General features: G+C 61.2%; 17 protein-coding genes. 9 read left to right on the top strand and 8 right to left on the bottom strand.

Features of this window, described 5'->3' with window-relative positions; translation table 11 throughout:
* Window positions 1-12: 12 nt before the first annotated feature.
* Window positions 13-354 carry a hypothetical protein gene (locus HW554_RS16335; RefSeq protein WP_176909651.1) on the bottom strand — a complete coding sequence of 114 codons (342 nt, stop codon included), beginning with the start codon at window positions 352-354 and terminating at the stop codon, window positions 13-15.
* A gap of 136 nt (window positions 355-490) precedes the next feature.
* On the opposite strand from HW554_RS16335, the gene HW554_RS16330 reads away from it, so the two are divergent.
* The 3 genes from HW554_RS16330 (at window position 491) to HW554_RS16320 (ending at window position 4,010) form a co-directional block, all read left to right on the top strand.
* Complete coding sequence (locus HW554_RS16330; RefSeq protein ID WP_176909650.1) at window positions 491-1,801, top strand: cystathionine gamma-synthase family protein; 1,311 nt, start codon at window positions 491-493, stop codon at window positions 1,799-1,801.
* Window positions 1,802-2,444: 643 nt separating this feature from the next.
* Window positions 2,445-2,993: a hypothetical protein gene (locus HW554_RS16325; RefSeq protein ID WP_176909649.1), complete on the top strand. Its 549-nt coding sequence runs from the start codon at window positions 2,445-2,447 to the stop codon at window positions 2,991-2,993.
* Between the two features lie 228 nt (window positions 2,994-3,221).
* Complete coding sequence (locus tag HW554_RS16320; protein ID WP_176909648.1) at window positions 3,222-4,010, top strand: DUF3667 domain-containing protein; 789 nt, start codon at window positions 3,222-3,224, stop codon at window positions 4,008-4,010.
* Window positions 4,011-4,091: 81 nt separating this feature from the next.
* Here HW554_RS16320 and HW554_RS16315 read toward each other — a convergent pair whose 3' ends face one another.
* The 6 genes from HW554_RS16315 to HW554_RS16290 form a co-directional block, all read right to left on the bottom strand.
* Window positions 4,092-5,063 (bottom strand): deoxyhypusine synthase family protein, encoded by a 972-nt coding sequence (locus HW554_RS16315; RefSeq protein WP_176909647.1) that lies wholly within the window; start codon window positions 5,061-5,063, stop codon window positions 4,092-4,094.
* Window positions 5,064-5,187: 124 nt separating this feature from the next.
* On the bottom strand, window positions 5,188-5,724 hold the full coding sequence (gene hslV, locus HW554_RS16310; protein ID WP_176909646.1) for an ATP-dependent protease subunit HslV: 537 nt from the start codon (window positions 5,722-5,724) through the stop codon (window positions 5,188-5,190).
* 165 nt (window positions 5,725-5,889) lie between these two features.
* Window positions 5,890-8,460 (bottom strand): TonB-dependent receptor, encoded by a 2,571-nt coding sequence (locus HW554_RS16305; protein WP_176909645.1) that lies wholly within the window; start codon window positions 8,458-8,460, stop codon window positions 5,890-5,892.
* Between the two features lie 312 nt (window positions 8,461-8,772).
* Window positions 8,773-10,545, bottom strand: coding sequence for a pyruvate dehydrogenase complex dihydrolipoamide acetyltransferase (locus HW554_RS16300; protein WP_176909644.1), 1,773 nt, complete (start codon window positions 10,543-10,545; stop codon window positions 8,773-8,775).
* Window positions 10,546-10,711: 166 nt separating this feature from the next.
* Window positions 10,712-10,954, bottom strand: coding sequence for a hypothetical protein (locus HW554_RS16295; RefSeq protein WP_176909643.1), 243 nt, complete (start codon window positions 10,952-10,954; stop codon window positions 10,712-10,714).
* A 215-nt stretch (window positions 10,955-11,169) separates the two neighbouring features.
* Window positions 11,170-11,793: a histidine phosphatase family protein gene (locus HW554_RS16290; RefSeq protein WP_176909642.1), complete on the bottom strand. Its 624-nt coding sequence runs from the start codon at window positions 11,791-11,793 to the stop codon at window positions 11,170-11,172.
* A 150-nt stretch (window positions 11,794-11,943) separates the two neighbouring features.
* Between HW554_RS16290 and HW554_RS16285 the strand changes: the two genes are divergently transcribed.
* The 6 genes from HW554_RS16285 to HW554_RS16260 all read left to right on the top strand — a co-directional run bounded on the left by HW554_RS16285 (window position 11,944) and on the right by HW554_RS16260 (window position 17,874).
* Window positions 11,944-12,357, top strand: coding sequence for a hotdog fold thioesterase (locus HW554_RS16285; RefSeq protein WP_176909641.1), 414 nt, complete (start codon window positions 11,944-11,946; stop codon window positions 12,355-12,357).
* Between the two features lie 223 nt (window positions 12,358-12,580).
* Complete coding sequence (locus tag HW554_RS16280; protein ID WP_176909640.1) at window positions 12,581-13,795, top strand: chorismate-binding protein; 1,215 nt, start codon at window positions 12,581-12,583, stop codon at window positions 13,793-13,795.
* Between the two features lie 165 nt (window positions 13,796-13,960).
* Window positions 13,961-15,829 carry a 2-succinyl-5-enolpyruvyl-6-hydroxy-3-cyclohexene-1-carboxylic-acid synthase gene (gene menD / locus HW554_RS16275; RefSeq protein WP_176909639.1) on the top strand — a complete coding sequence of 623 codons (1,869 nt, stop codon included), beginning with the start codon at window positions 13,961-13,963 and terminating at the stop codon, window positions 15,827-15,829.
* A gap of 54 nt (window positions 15,830-15,883) precedes the next feature.
* Window positions 15,884-16,708, top strand: coding sequence for a 1,4-dihydroxy-2-naphthoyl-CoA synthase (gene menB, locus HW554_RS16270; RefSeq protein WP_176899792.1), 825 nt, complete (start codon window positions 15,884-15,886; stop codon window positions 16,706-16,708).
* Window positions 16,709-16,861: 153 nt separating this feature from the next.
* Window positions 16,862-17,224, top strand: coding sequence for a DUF6370 family protein (locus tag HW554_RS16265; RefSeq protein ID WP_218134749.1), 363 nt, complete (start codon window positions 16,862-16,864; stop codon window positions 17,222-17,224).
* Window positions 17,225-17,421: 197 nt separating this feature from the next.
* Window positions 17,422-17,874 carry a DUF305 domain-containing protein gene (locus HW554_RS16260; RefSeq protein ID WP_176909638.1) on the top strand — a complete coding sequence of 151 codons (453 nt, stop codon included), beginning with the start codon at window positions 17,422-17,424 and terminating at the stop codon, window positions 17,872-17,874.
* A 10-nt stretch (window positions 17,875-17,884) separates the two neighbouring features.
* Here the strand turns inward: HW554_RS16260 and HW554_RS16255 are convergent, their stop codons facing one another.
* Window positions 17,885-18,100: a hypothetical protein gene (locus HW554_RS16255; protein ID WP_176909637.1), complete on the bottom strand. Its 216-nt coding sequence runs from the start codon at window positions 18,098-18,100 to the stop codon at window positions 17,885-17,887.
* Between the last annotated feature and the right edge of the window lie 132 nt (window positions 18,101-18,232).

Below are 18,232 nucleotides of genomic sequence, written 5' to 3'. Positions count from 1 at the left end.
CGTTCTTCTCACCTACGGGTTCATTAGCAGGAACAGCAGGTTGTGGTAGAGGATACCCTGCTCGCCGTCGTGGATGCCGTCGAGGCCGGCGTCTTCGAGCAGGGCTTCCACTTCTTCGTAGTCGCGCAGGAAGTCGATTTCCGGCTCCGGCTCGCCTGGAATCAGGGTGTGGGTGAGGTAGCGGCGGCGGGGTTCGAGGGTGATGTAGAGCTTCTGGTGCTCGGTTTGAGCGATGAGCAGGGCCGAACACGGAATCAGCACCTCGTCGCCGTCTTCGTCCTCTCCACGGGTATAGACGGTCGTTTTTTCGGCTTCGGTAGTGTGCTGGAGGAAGGTGTAGGTGTCGAGGGACATGGCGCGGCGGTGGAAGGTCGGTGGTAGGCCAAGGTACGCGGTTGAAGGCGGAAAGGACGACGTATTTAGGGAAGGTTGGCAGAAAGGGTAACTTCGCGGTACCCACATTTCCCTCCCACCCCTCATTCCCACCCCCATGACGAACCCCGCCGACCACGCCTGCATTGCCGGGCAGCGCCTGAACCCCGAGAGCCTGATGATGAGCTACGGCTACACGCCCGCCTGGAGCGAGGGCGCCATCAAGCCCCCCATTTTCCAGACGTCTACGTTCGTGTTCAAGAACGCTGAAGAGGGCAAGGCTTTCTTCGAGTTGGCCTACGGATTGCGCCAGCAGGGGCCCGATGAGGAAATGGGCCTCATCTACTCCCGCCTCAATAACCCCAGCCTCGAAATTCTCGAAAACCGGCTCACGCTTTGGGATGAGGCCGAGGAAGCTGCCAGCTTTGCCTCGGGCATGGCCGCCATCAGCACCACCCTGCTGGCCCTGCTGCAGCCCGGCGACGTAGTGCTGCACTCCGAGCCCGTGTACGGCGGCTCCGATTTCTTCCTGAAAAACGTGCTGCGCAAGTTCGGCATCGAGGCCGTGGGCTTCCGCCCCAGCGCCAGCCCCGAAGAAATGCAGGCTCAGGCCGCGGCCATTGCTCCTGGCCGCCTGGCCATGGTATACGTGGAGACGCCCGCCAACCCCACCAACCACCTCATCGACCTGGATGCCTGCGCCGCCCTGGCCCGCCAGTACGCCACGCCCGACAAGCCCGTGCGCTTCGTGGTCGACAACACCTTCCTGGGCCCCGTATTCCAGCACCCGCTCAAGCACGGTGCCGACGTGGTGCTGTACTCGGCCACCAAGTTTCTGGGTGGCCACTCCGACCTGATTGCCGGCGCCGCGCTCAGTAGCCACGCCCTGATGAAAGAAATCAAGGCCATGCGCACGTTCATGGGCACCATGTGCGACCCCAACACCGGCTGGATGCTGATGCGCAGCCTCGAAACGCTGAAGCTGCGCATGGAGCGCGCCGCCCAATCGGCCCAGACCATTGCCGACTGGCTGCGCGAGCACCCGCTGGTAGCGCGCACGCACTACCTCACCCACCTCGAAGGCAACCCCGTGCAGCAGGACATCTACCGCCGCCAGTGCCTCTCGCCGGGCTCCATGATTTCGTTCGACATCAAGGGCGGCGAGGCCGAGGCTTTCCGCTTCCTTAATGCTCTAAAACTCATCAAGCTGGCCGTGAGCCTGGGCGGCACCGAAAGCCTGGCCGAGCACCCCGGTACCATGACCCACTCCGACATCACCCTCGAAGATCAGAAGGAAATGGGCATCACCCCCCAGATGATTCGCCTGAGCATCGGCGTAGAAGACCCCCAGGATTTGATGCTGGATTTGGGTCAGGCCTTTGAAGCCGTAGGGATGGTGAGAGAAGTTGCGGTGGCGGAAATGGCGTAGGTTAATGCCGCACAAGCAACAGAAACCACTTATGAGAAAAAAGCTGTTTAGGAAGTCAAAGGACCGTCATGCTGAGCGCAGTCGAAGCATCTCTACCGCTTCGTAGCAGTTGTTCAACGAAGCGGTAGAGATGCTTCGGCTCCGCTCAGCATGACGGTCCTTTGACTTCCTAAACAGCTTCAAAGAGAGCAGTAGCAGTAATTACTATCGTAGGAGCAGTTATCTGGGGAGCAACTGTGCTCTGGTTTTTTATAAACAGCATCTCCGGTAGAGCGGGAGAAAGTATGAGCAGACCAGCTATTATTGGCATTGGAATCTTATTCCTAATTTTTTCGATTTCTACCGTTCTCTACGTAGTTCGGACACGTTTTGGTAAATGATGAGATTACGAAAACGAAACAGGCCCGCCACTGAATATCAGCGGCGGGCCTGTTTATTAGCTATTTTTTCCATATCCTCTTCCGCCAAACCAGCCTGTTTCAGCAGGTGAACCAGACCAGTAGCAGTAATACAAGCGCCGCCAAAACTACCATTTCATACCACTGGCGCACCTAAACAATTTCAGAACAAACAATTTGAAATTGTTTGTTCTGAAATTGTTTAGCTTCATGGGACTACTTCATCTTTGGCTATGGATAACCGTATGCTTCGTGCGCACTTTGGGCTGACTCAGGCTATGCTGGCCGACTGGCTGGGAGTTGCGCGCTCCTCTTTGGCACTGGCGGAACTGGGGTATCAGTCGGATACCTCGGAGCTAGGGGGGCAGAACGCGCGCCTGACGCTGGCCAGCCAGGGCCTCGTGTACGATGGCACGGGCGGCAGCTTTCGGGCCCCGTCCGCTCTGCCCGAACCGTTGCCTGATGTAGCGGAGCTGAGCTACCGGTTACGCCAGTGCCAAGCGAAAATCCAGGGCCTGGAGCTGCAACTGACAATCCTATCCCGCCGGGCTGCCCCCTACGTGGCCCGACTGGCCGCTGCCCCGGCCCTGCGCGCCTACCCCGGCCCCATCGCCAACCCCGAGGACAAAACGAACTGGCTCACAATCTTCGAGCTGGAAGCTCGCCGCCAGCTGCGCAACAACTGCGGCGCCACGGCCCGGCTGCTGCTCGAAGCCCGCCTCGCCGGGATGCAGCGCGAAGCCGAGTTGCTAACCGAAGCACTGGCCGCTGGCATCAGCGGAAACACTCAGTAAACAGGCCCGCCGCTGAACGTCAGCGGCGGGCCTGTTTGCGTGAGAGACAAAATCGAGTAGATTTACCGTCAGCAAATCTCACTCCTCATGCAACTAACTTCTACCCCTGCACCTACCCAAGACCTTGCCTTGGCAGGTCCGGCAGAAACTCCGGTATTAAGTGCGGCGACATTCACCCCGACAGCCACTGCGCACGGCCCGGCCCACTGCCTGAACTGCGGCCACCCCGTGCCCGACCGGTTTTGCGGGCAGTGCGGGCAGGACGCGCACCACACGCACCGCCTCACGCTGAAAGACATGCCCCACGATGTGCTACATAGCATCTGGCACATCGACAAAGGCATTCTGTACACGCTGCGCACGATGGTACGGCGGCCGGGGGCCACCATTCGGGCCTACCTGGCCGGCAAGCGCGTCGACCATTTCCGGCCCTTGTCGCTGCTGTTCATGATAACCGGCTTCTACGCGCTGCTTTCGGCGGTGTTGCACATTGATATGGTAGGACCTAGAGACCTAACCATGCCCGATGTCGTGTGGCAGATGCAGGTAAAGTCGACCACCTTCTTGGCCAAATACATGAGTTGGTGCTACGTAGCCATGGTGCCGGTGTGGGCGCTGTTTGCCAGATTGTTTCTGAAGAAAGGAGGTTTCAACTACGCCGAATGCCTGATTATTGCAGCGTTTATCACGGCTATTTCCAACTTCTTCGCTCTCTTCATGCTACCCGTTCTATACCACTATAACGGTACGCCCCAGATTAAAACAGCCGCCTTTATTTATGCGTGTTTCTCTTTCGTCTATGTATCCTGGGCCTACAGTACTCTGCTTAAACACACCAAAATCAAGCTGCCCGGCCGCCTCTGGCGCGGCTTCATGACCTTCTTTTTAGGCTACCTGACCTGCGTGCTAGTTATTACCCTGACAACCTACGCCCTGAATTGGTCGATGTTTAAAGCGTCCATGAAGGCGCAAATGCAACAGCAGGCCCAGGCGGCGAAGGCGGCCAAACCAATGTAACAAGCCGCTAATCTCACAAAAACCCAAACGCCCGTCGCTACTGAGTAGCGACGGGCGTTTCTGCTGCAGTTCGATTATGATTTACTGCCCCAGCACGATGGCAAAAATCAGCGGCGCTACAATCGTAGCGTCCGACTCGATGATGAATTTGGGCGTGTCCTGGCCCAGCTTGCCCCAGGTGATTTTCTCGTTGGGCACGGCCCCCGAGTAGCTGCCGTAGCTGGTCGTCGAGTCCGAAATCTGGCAGAAGTAGCCCCACAGCGGCACCGTGGTGCGGCCCAGGTCCTGGTGCAGCATGGGCACCACGCAGATGGGGAAGTCGCCGGCAATGCCGCCGCCAATCTGGAAGAAGCCAACCGGGCTTTCGTCGGTGGCCTGCTCGGTGTACCAGCCGGCCAGGTAAATCATGTACTCGATGCCGGTGCGCACGGTGTGCACGTTCTTGATGTCGCCCGAAATGACGTGGCCGGCGAAGATGTTACCCAGCGTGGAATCTTCCCAACCGGGGCAGATGATGGGCAGGTTTTTCTCGGCGGCGGCCAGCATCCAGGAGTCCTTGGGGTCAATCTGGTAGTACTGCTCCAGCTCGCCGCTCAGCAGAATCTGGTAGAAGAACTCGTGCGGGAAGTACTGCTCGCCGGCCTTGTCGGCCTTCTCCCAGAACTTGAGCACCGAGTGCTCCAGGCGGCGCATGGCCTCCTCCTCGGGGATGCAGGTGTCGGTTACGCGGTTCATGTGGCGCTCCAGCAGGGCCTGCTCGTCGGCGGGCGTCAGGTCGCGGTAGTTGGGCACCCGCTCGTAGAAATCGTGGGCTACCAGGTTGAAGATGTCCTCTTCCAGGTTGGCACCCGTGCAGCTGATGACCTGCACCTTGTCCTGCCGAATCAACTCGGCCAGTTGGATGCCCATTTCGGCGGTGCTCATAGCGCCGGCCAGCGTTATCATCATCTTGCCACCGTCGGCGAGGTGCTTGTTGTAGCCCTCGGCCGCATCAATGAGGGCGGCGGCGTTGAAGTGGCGGTAGTGGTGCTTGAGGAAATTGGTGATTTGCATTTTTAGGAGCTTCAGGCCTCAAGCTGCAAGCTGCAAGCTCTATGGCAAAACGAAAAACAGATGATTTAAATAGTCCTAACTGAAAGCTTGCAGCTTGTAGCTTGAGGCTTGCAGCTCAAAACAGCTATACCGGTTCCTCAATCATGAGGTTGTGGTTGGTGTAGATGCAGATGTCGGCGGCGATGTGCAGGGCTTCTTCCACCATCTGACGAGCCGTGAGGTGGGGGGCGTGCTTTTTCAGGGCCAGGGCGGCGGCCTGGGCGTACATCGAGCCCGAGCCGATGGCGGCCACGTCGTTGTCGGGCTCCAGCACGTCGCCGGTGCCGGCAATGATGAGCAGTTCGTCCTTGTCGCAAACCACCATCATGGCTTCGAGCTTGCGCAGGTATTGGTCTTTGCGCCACTCCTTGGCCAGCTCGATGGCCGCGCGGCGCAGCTGGCCGTTGTAGCCCCCCAGCTTCTCCTCGAACTTGTCGAGCAGCATAAACGCATCGGCCGTGGAGCCGGCAAAGCCGGTAACCACTTTGCCCTCGTGGAGCTTGCGGACTTTGCGGACGTTGCTTTTGGCTACGTGCTTGTCCATGGTAGCCTGGCCATCGGCCCCGAGGGCCACCTGGCCGTTATGACGGACGCCGAGGACGGTAGTAGAGCGGATTTTCATTGGATAGTTGTCAGTTGGGAGTTGTCAGTTGTCGGGGAAAAGCCTGTCATCCTGACGAAGGAAGGACCTTACCCCGGTTGGCTGCCACGCTGGTGCGCTGGCAGTTCCCGCAGGATAAGGTCCTTCCTTCGTCAGGATGACAGCTTAGGCACAGCTGACCGCTGCTTAGAATCGGGCCTGCAATTTAGCAAAGTAAAACCGCCCGTTCGCGCCCATCTGCACCGGGTCCCAGGCACCGCCGGTTTCGGTGAGCTGCGGATTGAAGAGCGTGGGGTAGCGGTTGAACAGGTTGGTGCTGCCCGCAATCAGCTGCAGCTGGTTGGTCAGGGCGTAGCTCAGCGTCACGTCAGTCGTCATGCGGGCGTCGTAGTTCATCGGGTTGCCGTCCCAGTCAATCAAATCCACGCCGGCAAAGCGCACGAACCGCACCAGCGTCCCGAACCGGGCCACCTGGTAGTCGAAGGTGAGGTTGATTTTCGACGGCGGGGCCGACGCCTTCACGAAGGCCTGCTCGCGGGGTCCGAAGAAATCGTCCTCACGGCCCGCCAGCCGGCCCGAAGTCTGCACCCGGTCGATTTTCAGCTGGTTGAAGTTGGCGGCCAGCGTGGAGTTGAGGCGGCCGGCCGTGCCCAGCTGGGCCGTGTGGTTGAGCACCACATCGAGGCCCAGTGAGCGGGTGTCGGCGGCGTTGGCAAAGAACTGCGCCTGCCCCACGTTCAAGGCCACTAGGTCGGGCCCGATAACCGGGTCGTCGTTGCCGAACTGGCTGGTGAGCACCACGCGGTCTTTTACCTTGATGTAGTAGCCGTCGAGCGTCAAACTCAGCGCCGAGCCGATGCGGCTGGTGAGGCCCACGTTGGCGCTGTTGGAGGTTTCCTGCCTGAGAGCCGGGATGCCCAGTTTCTGGGTTAAGGCGCTGTTGTTGCGTGCCAGCAGCACTTCCACCGCCTGGCCCTGGATGAAGTTGGTGAAGGTGGAGTTGAAGTTGATCTGGGCCAACGACGGGGCCCGGAAACCGGTGCTGTAAGTGCCGCGCAGGGTCAGAAACTCGGTCAGTTTATAGCGGGTCGAGGCCTTGTAGTTGAGCGTGCTGCCGAAGTCGGTGTAGTGCTCGTAGCGCAGGGCGCCGGCCAGCAGCCAGCGCAGCGTTACGTTCAATTCGGCATCGGCGTACACGCCCACGTTGTCGCGGTCGGCCTTGATGGCGTCGGTGGGCTGGAACCCCGGAAAGCCCTGCGAGCCGCTGGCGTTGCGCTCCTCATCGGGCGTGCCGGCCGGGTCGTAGTTGCGGTACGAGGCTTCCTCGCCCGCGAAAAGCGCGTACCATTCGCGCCGGAACTCGGCCCCGGCAGCCACGTTCAGGCTGCTCAGCACGGCGCCGTAGTTGCGCGTCAGGCCCAGGTTCACCACGTTCTGCTGCAGCTGGAAGCCGCCGGCATCGAAGGTAGTGGGCGAACTGGCTCCCAGCGAGGCGTTGAGCGAGTTTTCCACGCCGTAATCGAAGCGGTTGGAGCCGAAGTTGTTGCTCAGGTCCAGGTCCCAGCCGCCGAGCTTGGTGCGCACGCCTGCCACGGCCGACACATCAATAATGTCGCTGGTGATGATGGGGTCGAAGCCGTTGGGGTAAATGGCGGGCACGTTCCGGTCATCGTCGGGGAAGCGGGTCCAGGCGTAGGCGTCGCCCCGGCGCTTGTTGGCCCCGCCAAACACATAAATATGGGTCTGGTCGGTGAGAGCGAACTTGGAGTTGAGGTAGCCCGAGAGGTTCGACACTTTAGGGTCGCCATACTCGCGGCGGGCCAGGCCATCGGGGGCCGGCACGGCCGCGCGCTGGGTGTGCTGGCGCTGGTTGAAATCAACCGTGGTGTTGATGAAGCTGCCCTTCTCGCCCAGCCCGAGGCCGTAGTTGAGGTTGGCGTTGAAGTTGCCGCCGTCGAATTTCTGGTCGTCGCGGCGGTATTGGGCGTCGTAGGCCCCGTAGTTCACGCTGGCCGTCAGCTCCTTCACCGAGCTTTTGAGCACGATGTTGATAACGCCCGCAATGGCATCGGAGCCGTACTGGGCCGCCGCGCCGTCGCGCAGAATCTCAATCCGCTCGATGCTGGCGGCCGGAATCACGTTCAGGTCGGTGCCCGTGTTGCCGCGCCCCCGCGAGCCGAACAGGTTCACCAGCGCCGATTGGTGCTGGCGCTTGCCGTTCACGAGCACCAGCGTCTGGTCGGGCCCAAGGCCGCGCAACGAGGCCGGGTCCACGTGGTCGGCGCCGTCGGAGCCGGTCTGGCGGTTGGAGTTGAACGAAGGCGCCACGAATTGCAGCAGCTGGTTCACGTCGAGCTGGCCGGTTTTGGTGGTCACCTCGCGCAAATCGATGATATCGACCGGCGAAGGCGAGTCGGTGATGGAGCGGTTCTGGCTGCGCGAGCCTACTACCTGCACGTCGCCGAGGCTGTTGGTGGCATCGGCCAGGCGCACGCTCACCTCCCCACTGCCGGCTACCTCCTGCGCCCCGTAGCCGATAGAGCTAATTTGCAGGCGGGGCGAAGCCGTGCGGGCCTTCAGCACGAAGCGGCCGTCGTTGTCGGTGGCCGTGCCGTTGTTGGTGCCTTTTTCCACCACCGTAGCCCCAATAACGGGTTTGCCGGCACCGTCGAGCACCTGGCCCGAAATGCTCTGACCCTGTCCGTAGGCGGTGGCGGTGGCCACGCCCAGTGCAATTGTCAGTAAAGTCTTTTTCATAGGTATACTGGATTGACCGGTGTGAAATCGGGTGCCGCCGAGGCAACGCCCACTGGCTGTAAGTATAGTTATTTTTATATGTAATCAATATGTTTCGATAGCAAATTACCACTGTATAGCTGGCAACAGCAGCCGGCCCGGTCAGCAGGCCAGACAGCGACCCGGACTTCGGCCCTGGCCTCTGGAAGCCGCAGCATTACCAAATCCGCACAAGCCCGTGTGGCCCCTTCCATCCCGAAGCAGCTTAGCAAAGGCCAACAAAAAAGCCAGCCCCGGGTGGGACTGGCTTTCCTTTATAACAAATGGGCCGAGTTAAATCAGCATGCGCAGCGGGTCTTCGAGCAAGCTCTTGAGCGTTTGCAGGAAGGCCGCGCCGGTAGCACCGTCCACCACGCGGTGGTCGCAGCTCAGCGTTACCTTCATGATGTTGCCCACGGCCAGCTCACCGTTTTTCACCACGGCCGTCTGCTTGATGCCGCCCACGGCCAGGATGCAGGCATCCGGCGGGTTGATGATGGCGGTGAACTCGTCGATGCCGAACATACCTAGGTTGGAGATGGTGAAGGTGCTGCCCTCCCACTCGGCGGGCTGCAGCTTCTTGCTCTTGGCCTTACCGGCCAGCTCTTTCACCTCGGTGGCAATCTGCGACATGCCTTTGCCGTCGGCGTTGCGCACCACCGGCACCAGCAGGCCCTCATCCACGGCCACGGCCACCCCAATGTTGATGACGTGGTTCTGACGGATTCGGTCGCCCAGCCACGAGGAATTTACGGCCGGATGATGGCGTAGTGCTACGGCCGCGGCCTTAATCACGAGGTCGTTGAAGCTGAGCTTAACGGGCGAGAGTTCGTTGAGCTGGGTGCGCACCTCCATGGCCCGGTCCATCAGAATTTCCATCGTCAGATAGAAATGCGGGGCCGTAAACAGGCTTTCGGAGAGGCGGCGGGCAATTACCTTGCGCATCTGCGACACCGGCGTGTCGGTATAGGTGCCGTCGGCGGGCTGGGCGACTGGGGCGGCAGGCGCAGCGGCCGGAGCCGGAGCCGGCTGGGCAGCCACCGGAGCCGGAGCTGCGGCGGGCTGAGCAGCCGGGGCCGCAGCGGGCGCAGCAGCCTGGGCGGGCGCGGCCGAAGCTGCTACGTCTTCCAGGTCGCGCGACACGATGCGGCCGTTTTCGCCCGAGCCTTTAATGGTGTTCAGGTCGATGCCTTTATCCTTGGCAATGCTTTTAGCCAGCGGCGAGGCGAAGATGCGGCCACCGGTGGCGGCAGGCGCGGCTTCGGCTACCGGGGCCGGAGCCGAGGTGGAAGCGGAGGCGGGAGCAACAACTTCGGCGGCAGCAGCCGGAGCCGGAGCTGCGTCGGAAGCACCGCCCGACTGGCCGCCGAGCATGGCCTGCACGTCGGCACCTTCTTCGCCGATAATGGCCAATACGCCATCTACGGGCACCGCTTCCCCTTCCTTGGGACCAATGTAAAGCAGCGTGCCGTCTTCGTAGTTGTCCAGTTCCATGGTGGCCTTATCGGTTTCCACTTCGGCCAGAATATCACCCGACTTCACCTTATCGCCCACCTTTTTCAGCCAGGCGGCAATGGTGCCCTCGGTCATGGTGTCGCTCATCTTGGGCATCCGGATGACCGTTGCCTTTTTGCCGTTGCCGGCCGGAGCCGCGGGCTTGGGAGCCTCCGCCTTGGCAGGCTCAGGTGCAGCCGGAGCCGGCGCAGCAGCCTTGGGAGCCTCGGGGGCAGCGGCCGGGGCTTCGGCAGCCGGAGCCTCTTCCGTTTCGCCGGTAGCGAGCTGGGCAGTTTCGGCCTGGGCGTCTTTCAGCAGGGAAGCAATGTCCTCGCCTTCCTTGCCTACAATAGCCAGTAGCCCATTTACTACCACCGCCTCACCTTCCTTGGGGCCGATGTAGAGCAGCGTGCCGTCCTCGTAGTTTTCGAGCTCCATGGTGGCCTTGTCGGTTTCGACCTCGGCCAGCACGTCGCCGGATTTTACTTTATCGCCTACTTTCTTGAGCCACGCCGCAATAACCCCTTCGGTCATCGTGTCGCTCATCTTGGGCATTTTTATGAGTTCGGCCATCTGCGTCGTCGTCGTTGGATTGAATAGGGTCAAAATTAGCCCGAAAATTCGGGGGAGCAAACGAAAGCAGTTTGCCATGATTGACCAGTGAAAGGGCGAATTTTCGCCGGCCGCAGTTTTACGGCCCAGCTGACAAGTGCATATCCCATAAAGGCGTACTCCACGGTCAGCGGAAAGTTACCGGCATCGCCCACCGCTCCTGCCCGCAGCCCCGGCGGTCGGCGCGGTCGGGCACAAAACGCAAAGACTGTAGCAAGGGAACCACCAGTGCCAGCAACTCCTGCCGTTGGGCCGCGCTCAGTTGCTGGCAATCGAGAGCGTACTTTTTACCTGTTTTGCGCCAGGTTAGCCGGGCGCAGGCAATCGTAAACTCCTTTTTGTTGAGCAGCGAATCAACCACGAACTCCACAAATACCCGGCCTGCTAACTCCCGGTGATGAACGACGAGTGGAACGGGGGCAGGCTCAACTAGCCGATAGCAATACGCTGGACAACAGCCGAATCCACGAATAGTGTCTGGTTCTGCACCGTTCCAAACGCGGGTTGGATTAGCAGTGGCAGTATGAGCTGCGAAAGCACCAACGATGCTTACTAGCAGCCCGATTAGGATGGTCCTAGCCGTTCTCATTTGACATCCTGCAAATGCCTTGTGTCCAGAAAATTGCGCACCGTGAACAGCGAGCCGGTGAATTCCAGCTCGTAGAGGCCCAGGTTGTGGTGCTCGAAGTTTTTCATCTGGCTGAGCGGGTAGTGCAGCAGCTGGCACAGCAGCACCCGCATGGCCCGGCCGTGCATGCACACGAGCACCGTCTGCTCGCGGGGCCGGCTTTTCAGCAGCTCGATAAACGGGCGCTGGCGGGCCGCTACCTGCTCGGGGCTTTCGCCGCCTTCGAGGGCCGAGCTGGTGCGGCCAGCGTGCCAGTCCTGTAGCACGCGGTGGTACTCCTCGTCTTCTTCGGGCGTGATGCGGGTGCCCTCGCGGGTGCCCCAGCCGATTTCGTTCAGGCCGCCGTGGGCTTCGTGGGGCAGGCCCAGATCCAGGAAACCGGCCACCGACTCGTGGGTGCGGCGCAGCAGCGAGGTGTATACCTTGTCGAAGGGCACGTGGCTGTAGGCGGCGAAAAAGCGCGCTGCCTGCCGCCGGCCGGCCTCGTTGAGCGACGAATCGATGCCGCTGCCCTGCACGATGCCGCGCACGTTGAAGTCGGTTTGCCCGTGGCGAATCAGGTATATTTTTTTGACGCTCACTTTACCCCTAGTTTTGCGGTTTACGCTTGAAGCACTTCTAAAGCTACAAGCTTCAGGCCGCAAGCTGCAAGTTTTCGGGCGTTTTTTGTTGCCGGCCGGCAGCCATTCAGGTCTGTTCAACCAGCGCTTTTCCTCTCCCCTGCTCTGCTCATGACAATCGACCAACTCAAGCACTGGGTCAGCACCCGCCCCACCCTGGCCGATGCGCTGGGCATCGAACTCACGGCCCTCACGGCCGACTACCTCGAAGGCCGCATGCCCGTTGATGGGCGTACCCACCAGCCCATGGGCCTGCTGCACGGCGGCGCTTCGGTGGCGCTGGCCGAAACACTGGGCAGCATAGCGGCCCACACCCGCCTGGCCGACCCCACCAAACAAGCCTGCGTGGGCCTCGAAATCAACGCCAACCACATTAAAGGTGTGCGCGACGGCCACGTTATCGGGCGGGCCACGGCCCTGCACGTCGGCCGCCGCACGCAGGTCTGGGAAATCCGCATCACCCACGAAGAAACCGGCGCCCTGGTCTGCATCAGCCGCATCACTATGGCGGTTATTGATGTTTAGTAGGAAGTATTTGGTAGCGTGAGAAGTGAGGAAGGGTAACTCATGCTTTGAAGCTGTTTAGGAAGTGCCAGGAATCAATTAGGACGTCATGCTTCATCTGGCGTCCGCGCAGTCGAAGCATTACATTCTCTTTTCAGCATGACGTTCTTTTTTGCTCGTCACATCTTTTCTCCCGTTTCCCGGTTCCTACGTTCTTCCGCCGTAAGCCTCCCAAGCCCTTATTATGCTCCAATCCGTTGCCTGGAACCCTGATTTGCCGCCGGCCCAGCGGCTACGGCGGCTGGTGGCACTGGCGTTAAGCAGCGGCCGGCCGGTGGCACTGTGGCGGCTGCCCGGCGAGGCCGCCGCCCGACTGTGCCTGAGTTTGCGGGTGGAAGCGGCCTACGTGGGCCTGCCGCCCGCGCTGGAGGCCAGTGCCCCGGCCGGCTTTGCGTTCTTCCCCTTCCAGGATTCCGACCACAACCCGCCGCTGTTTTTGCCGGCCGACCTGTATTTTGACCTGGCCCGACCCGATGAGGTGCGCCTGAGCGCGGCGGCCGTCAGCCGGCTGCCCCAGCTGCGCCAGCAGTTTGCCGCGCTGGCCGACCCTGACTCGCTGGCCTGGCACGTGCGGCCCCGGCACGCGCCGCGGCCCGCCACCCGGCCCGAGTACGAGGCGCTGGTGCGGGCCGGAATGGAGGCCATGCGGGCCGGCACGGTGCAGAAAGTGGTATCGAGCCGGGCGGTGCATCGGGCGCTGCCGGCAGACTTTGATGCGCTGCAGGCATTCGAGGAGCTGCAGGGGCGCTACCCTACGGCCTTTGTGTCGTTGGTGAGTGCGCCGGGGGCCGGCACCTGGCTGGGAGCCACGCCCGAGGTGCTGGCCGAGGTGGGCGAAGACCAGGTGTTCCGGACGATGGCGCTGGCCGGCACCCAGCCGCTGCTGCCGGGCCACGCCCCGAGCGAGGCCATCTGGCGGCAAAAGGAAATTGAGGAGCAGGCGCTGGTTGCCCGCTACATCGTGAACTGTTTCAAGCAGGTACGGCTGCGCGAGTACCACGAAACCGGCCCGCGCACCGTGGCCGCCGGCGACGTGCTGCACCTGCGCACCGACTTTGCGGTGGACCTGCGCAACGTACCCTTCGCCACGCTGGGCACCGATATGCTGCGGCTGCTGCACCCCACTTCGGCCGTAAGTGGCATGCCCCGGCAGGCGGCTCTGGATTTTATAAAGCAGCACGAGGGCTACGACCGGGCCTATTACGCCGGCTTTCTGGGCCCCGTGAACCTGCCCGAGCCCGGCGCCGCCCGCCTCTACGTAAACCTGCGCTGCCTGCAGCTGCGCCCCGACCAGGCCGTGCTCTATGCCGGCACCGGCCTCACCCCCGACTCCGACCCAGCCAAAGAGTGGCAGGAAACCGAGATGAAACTCCGCACGATTGGGGCGGTTCTGGAGTGATTACAGACCTGAGTGGTTGTCATGCTGAGCTTGCCGAAGCATCTCTACCGCTTCGTTGCAGTAGTAGAGGGTTACCATTGCGGTAGAGATGCTTCGACTCCCCTTCGCTCAGCATAAAAACCACTTTTGCCCTTACAGTTAACCCCTCGCTTCTTTCACCTATCCATGTCCAATAGCCTGCAAGCAGTTCATAATATCCCCGAAATCTGTGCGCAGCTGGGCATTACCGATGTGGTGTTGTCGCCGGGCAGCCGGTGTGCGCCGCTGACCATTGCCTTCGCCCGCCACCCTGCTATTACGGTGCGGACGGTACCCGACGAGCGGGCGGCGGCCTTTATCGGGCTGGGGCTGGCGCAGGCGCAGCGGCGGGCAGTGGCGCTGGTGTGTACCTCGGGTACGGCCGGCCTCAACTACGCGCCGGCCGTGGCCGAGGCGTTTTTCCAACAGATACCGCTGGTGGTGTTCACGGCCGACCGCCCGCCGGAGTGGATTGACCAGCTCGACGGCCAGACCATTCGCCAGACCGACCTGTTCGGACGACATGCCAAGGGCTCATTTACATTTCCTGCCGACACCAGCCACCCCGATGCCGGGTGGCACGCGGCGCGCCTCGTGAGCGAAGCCGTAAACCTGGCCCAGCAGTTTCCGGCCGGGCCGGTGCAGCTGAATGTGCCGCTGCGCGAACCATTTTACCCCAAGCCGGATGAGGAGCTGGCGTTTGGGCCGGTGAAAGTGACGCGCGAGCTGCCCGGCCGGCCGCAGCTGCCAGCCGCCACGCTTCGGGAGCTGCGCGACACCCTGCACGACACGGCCCGGGTGCTGGTAGTAAGTGGCCAGCACCCGGCCGAAGTACCGCTGCGGCTGGCGCTGCGCGAGTTTGCCACCGCCTGGCAGGTGCCGGTAGTCGGCGACCTGATTGCCAACCTGCACCAGCCCGCCGCCACCGGCCACAACCAGCACCCACGCTTTACAGGCCGCCAGGATGTGTTTCTGACCGTACCCGAGCCCGGCCTGAAAGACGCGCTGCGGCCCGAGCTGCTCATCACCTTCGGCCAGTCGCTTATTTCCAAGGCCCTTAAGCTTTACCTGCGCCAGCACCGCCCCGCCCAGCACTGGCATATCCAGCAGGCCGGTCCGGTAGCCGATACCTTCCAGTCGCTCACCCAGGTTATCCGGATGGAGCCGGCCGATTTTTTTGCCGCACTCAGCGCTGAAAACGAAGATATTCATGGTCTGACAGAAAGCGTTGCACTTCCAGCGCCAACCGAGCCGGGCCGCAACGTACTACCCCCCGACGCGACCCGCGTAGCCCCGCGGCCCCGCCTGAACTGGTCGGCTCCGGCGGAGGCCGATACGGCCAAAGCGGCCTACCTGCGGCCCTGGCTGGCGGCCGAGAACTGGGCTACCGGCTTGCTCGCGGGCTTTATGCAGCGCGCTGACCAGCCTTTTAACGAGTTCACCACCATCTCCAGGGCCCTGCAACAGTTGCCCGATGGTGCTGCACTGCACCTGGCCAACAGCATGGCCGTGCGCTACGCCAACATTCTGGGGTTGCCGGCCGGGCACGGGGCCGAGGTGTTTGCGAACCGCGGCACCAGCGGTATTGATGGCTGCACGAGCACGACCGTGGGCGCGGCGCTGGCCCAGCCGGCCCGGCCGGTAGTGCTTTTCACCGGCGACGTGGCGTTTTTCTACGACCGCAACGCGTTCTGGCACAACTATCCCACGCCCAATCTGCGCGTTATCCTGCTCAACAACCACGCAGGCGGCATCTTCCGCATCATCGACGGGCCGCGCCAGCAGCCCGAACTGGAGGAGTTCTTCGAGACGCGCCAGCTGCTGACGGCCGCCAACACGGCCCGCGACTTCGGGCTGCGCTACTTCCCAATTTCCAGTTTCACTGAACTTGAAGCCGCCCTGCCGGTTTTCTTTGCGCCGGAAGGTGGCGCGGCCCTGCTTGAGGTCTTCACCGATTCGAAAACCAACGCCGAGTTTTTTGAGCAGTACCGTACCTTCGTCCGGACTTCACTTTAGAACTGCTCTGCGCACCACTGGGAAACCTGTGCGCGGAGGTAATCTTCTTTTACTATGTCAGAAAAAATCGAGTGGACTACCATCAAGGAGTTCAAGGAAATCCTGTTCACCCAGCACGGCGGTATCGCCAAAATCAGCATCAACCGGCCTGAGGTACACAATGCCTTCACCCCACTCACAGTGGATGAGATGATCCAGGCCATGCACATCTGCCGCGACCGGACCGATATCGGCGTGGTCGTGTTCAGCGGTGAGGGCGGTAAGGCCTTCTGCTCGGGCGGCGACCAGAGCGTGCGCGGCCACGGCGGCTACATCGGCGAGGATGCCGTGCCCCGCCTCAACGTGCTCGATTTACAGAAGCTGATTCGTTCGCTGCCCAAGCCCGTAATTGCCATGGTGGCCGGCTGGGCCATTGGGGGCGGCCATGTGCTGCACGTCGTCTGCGACCTGACCATTGCCGCCGACAACGCCCGCTTCGGCCAGACCGGCCCAAAGGTTGGCTCGTTCGACGGCGGTTTCGGTGCTTCGTACTTGGCGCGCGTGGTGGGCCAGAAGAAGGCCCGCGAAATCTGGTTCCTCTGCGACCAGTACGACGCCCAGGAAGCCCTCGATATGGGCTTGGTGAACAAGGTAGTACCGCTTGATAAGCTGGAGGAAACGACCGTGGAATGGTGCAACAAAATCCTGCAGAAAAGCCCCCTTTCGCTGCGCATGCTCAAATCGAGCTTCAACGCCGAGCTGGACGGGCAGGCGGGTATTCAGGAGCTGGCCGGCAACGCCACGCTGCTTTACTACCTCTCGGAGGAAGCAAAGGAAGGCCGCAATGCCTTCGTAGAGAAGCGCCAGCCCGATTTCGACAAGTATCCCAAGTTTCCGTAGCCCTTTAGGGTTGTTGCGCAACTGAAGAACGACCGTTGTGCTGAGCGTGCGGCGCATAGCGCCCGTGTCTGGAGCACCTTTACCGCTTTGCCAGGGCCGCTGACAGGCGCAGTATATCCGTCTTATTAGCACCGGCCTCAACCCCGGCTTCCGATGAAAAACCTGCTGTTTCTGTTGTTTCTGGGGGTGGCCCCGGCTGCTCCGGCCCTGGCCCAATCGACGACCGTTAAACCGGAAGTTGCCGTTGCCGACCAGCGCCGGCCGGTGCAGGTGCTGGAAGCCGCCTGCGGGCAGTGCCGGCTGGGCCTGCCGGGCAAAAGCTGCGACTTAGCGGTGCGTCTGAACGGCAAAGCCTACTTCGTAGACGGGACCCACATTGACGCGCACGGCGACGCCCACGCCGAGGACGGTTTCTGCCAGAAAACCAGGCAGGCACGGGTGCAGGGCGAAGTGGTGAACGACCGGTTTGTGGCCACGTATTTCCGGCTCCTGCCAGAAGCAGACAAGGCACCATAACGGCCTGAATTTTCACCGTACAATCAGCAATTCTCCAGCGCCACCCTCACCCGGTGGCGCTGTTGGTTTCCGGCAACCGGAGCGGCGGCCACGTACAGAATTCGGCCGAAAAAAGCATGTAATATGGGCACAGCACTTCTATAAGGCAGAATGCATCGTATAGGCCAATTCGACTGCACACCTTAATTCCCTGCCTCATGGAACAGCATCACTACCGCCGGTTTTTCATAATGCTTGGCGTCTCGTTCGTTGTCATGTATAGCGTGATGTATCTGAATACCTACGCGCTGGACCACGTGTATTTCAGCCTGACGCGCTTCTACATGACCGTGCTGATGATTACAGCCATGGCGCTTGTTATGCTGCTGTTCATGCAGAAAATGTACACCAATAAACGGCACAATGCGCTCATCATTGCGGGCAGTATTTCTGTGTTTATTACCGCGTTGCTGATGGTCCGTTCACAGACTTTTGTGCATGACACAAGCTGGCTGAAAGCCATGATTCCGCATCACTCCATTGCCATTATGGTCAGTAAACGGGCCACTATTCAGGACCCCGAAGTACGGCAGCTGGCCGACAGCATCATTGTGGCGCAGGAGCGGGAAATTAGCCAGATGAAGGCGATGATCCAGCGGCTGGAGCAGTAAGTACAGCGTGCTAAAACATAAAGCCCAACCCGCGGAACGTCTCGCACCAACTGTAGAAAATACGCATACGCGCATCGTGGCGCTCCTGGCGGCGGCGCTGGCGTGCCTCGCGGATAGCTTCGGCTGTCAGGCGCAGGCCGGCCAGGTGGTGGCGGGCAGTAACGTAGCGCCGGAACACAAACGTTCTGGCCAGCACGTACGGACTATTGACCGTGGAATCAGACATGGCAGTAAGGTTTGGTGAGAAGCTTAATATACGAAATGAGCGTTACTTTTCCTGCCCGGGCGGGGCCTATCGGCGGCACGAAGGAAGGCAGATAACCCCCCAATTCTTAAAAAACATACTGCCGTTATTACG

The sequence above is a fragment of the Hymenobacter lapidiphilus genome (assembly GCF_013377885.1).
Classification (GTDB): Bacteria; Bacteroidota; Bacteroidia; order Cytophagales; family Hymenobacteraceae; genus Hymenobacter; species Hymenobacter lapidiphilus.
This window is presented reverse-complemented; position numbering and strand designations above follow the sequence as displayed.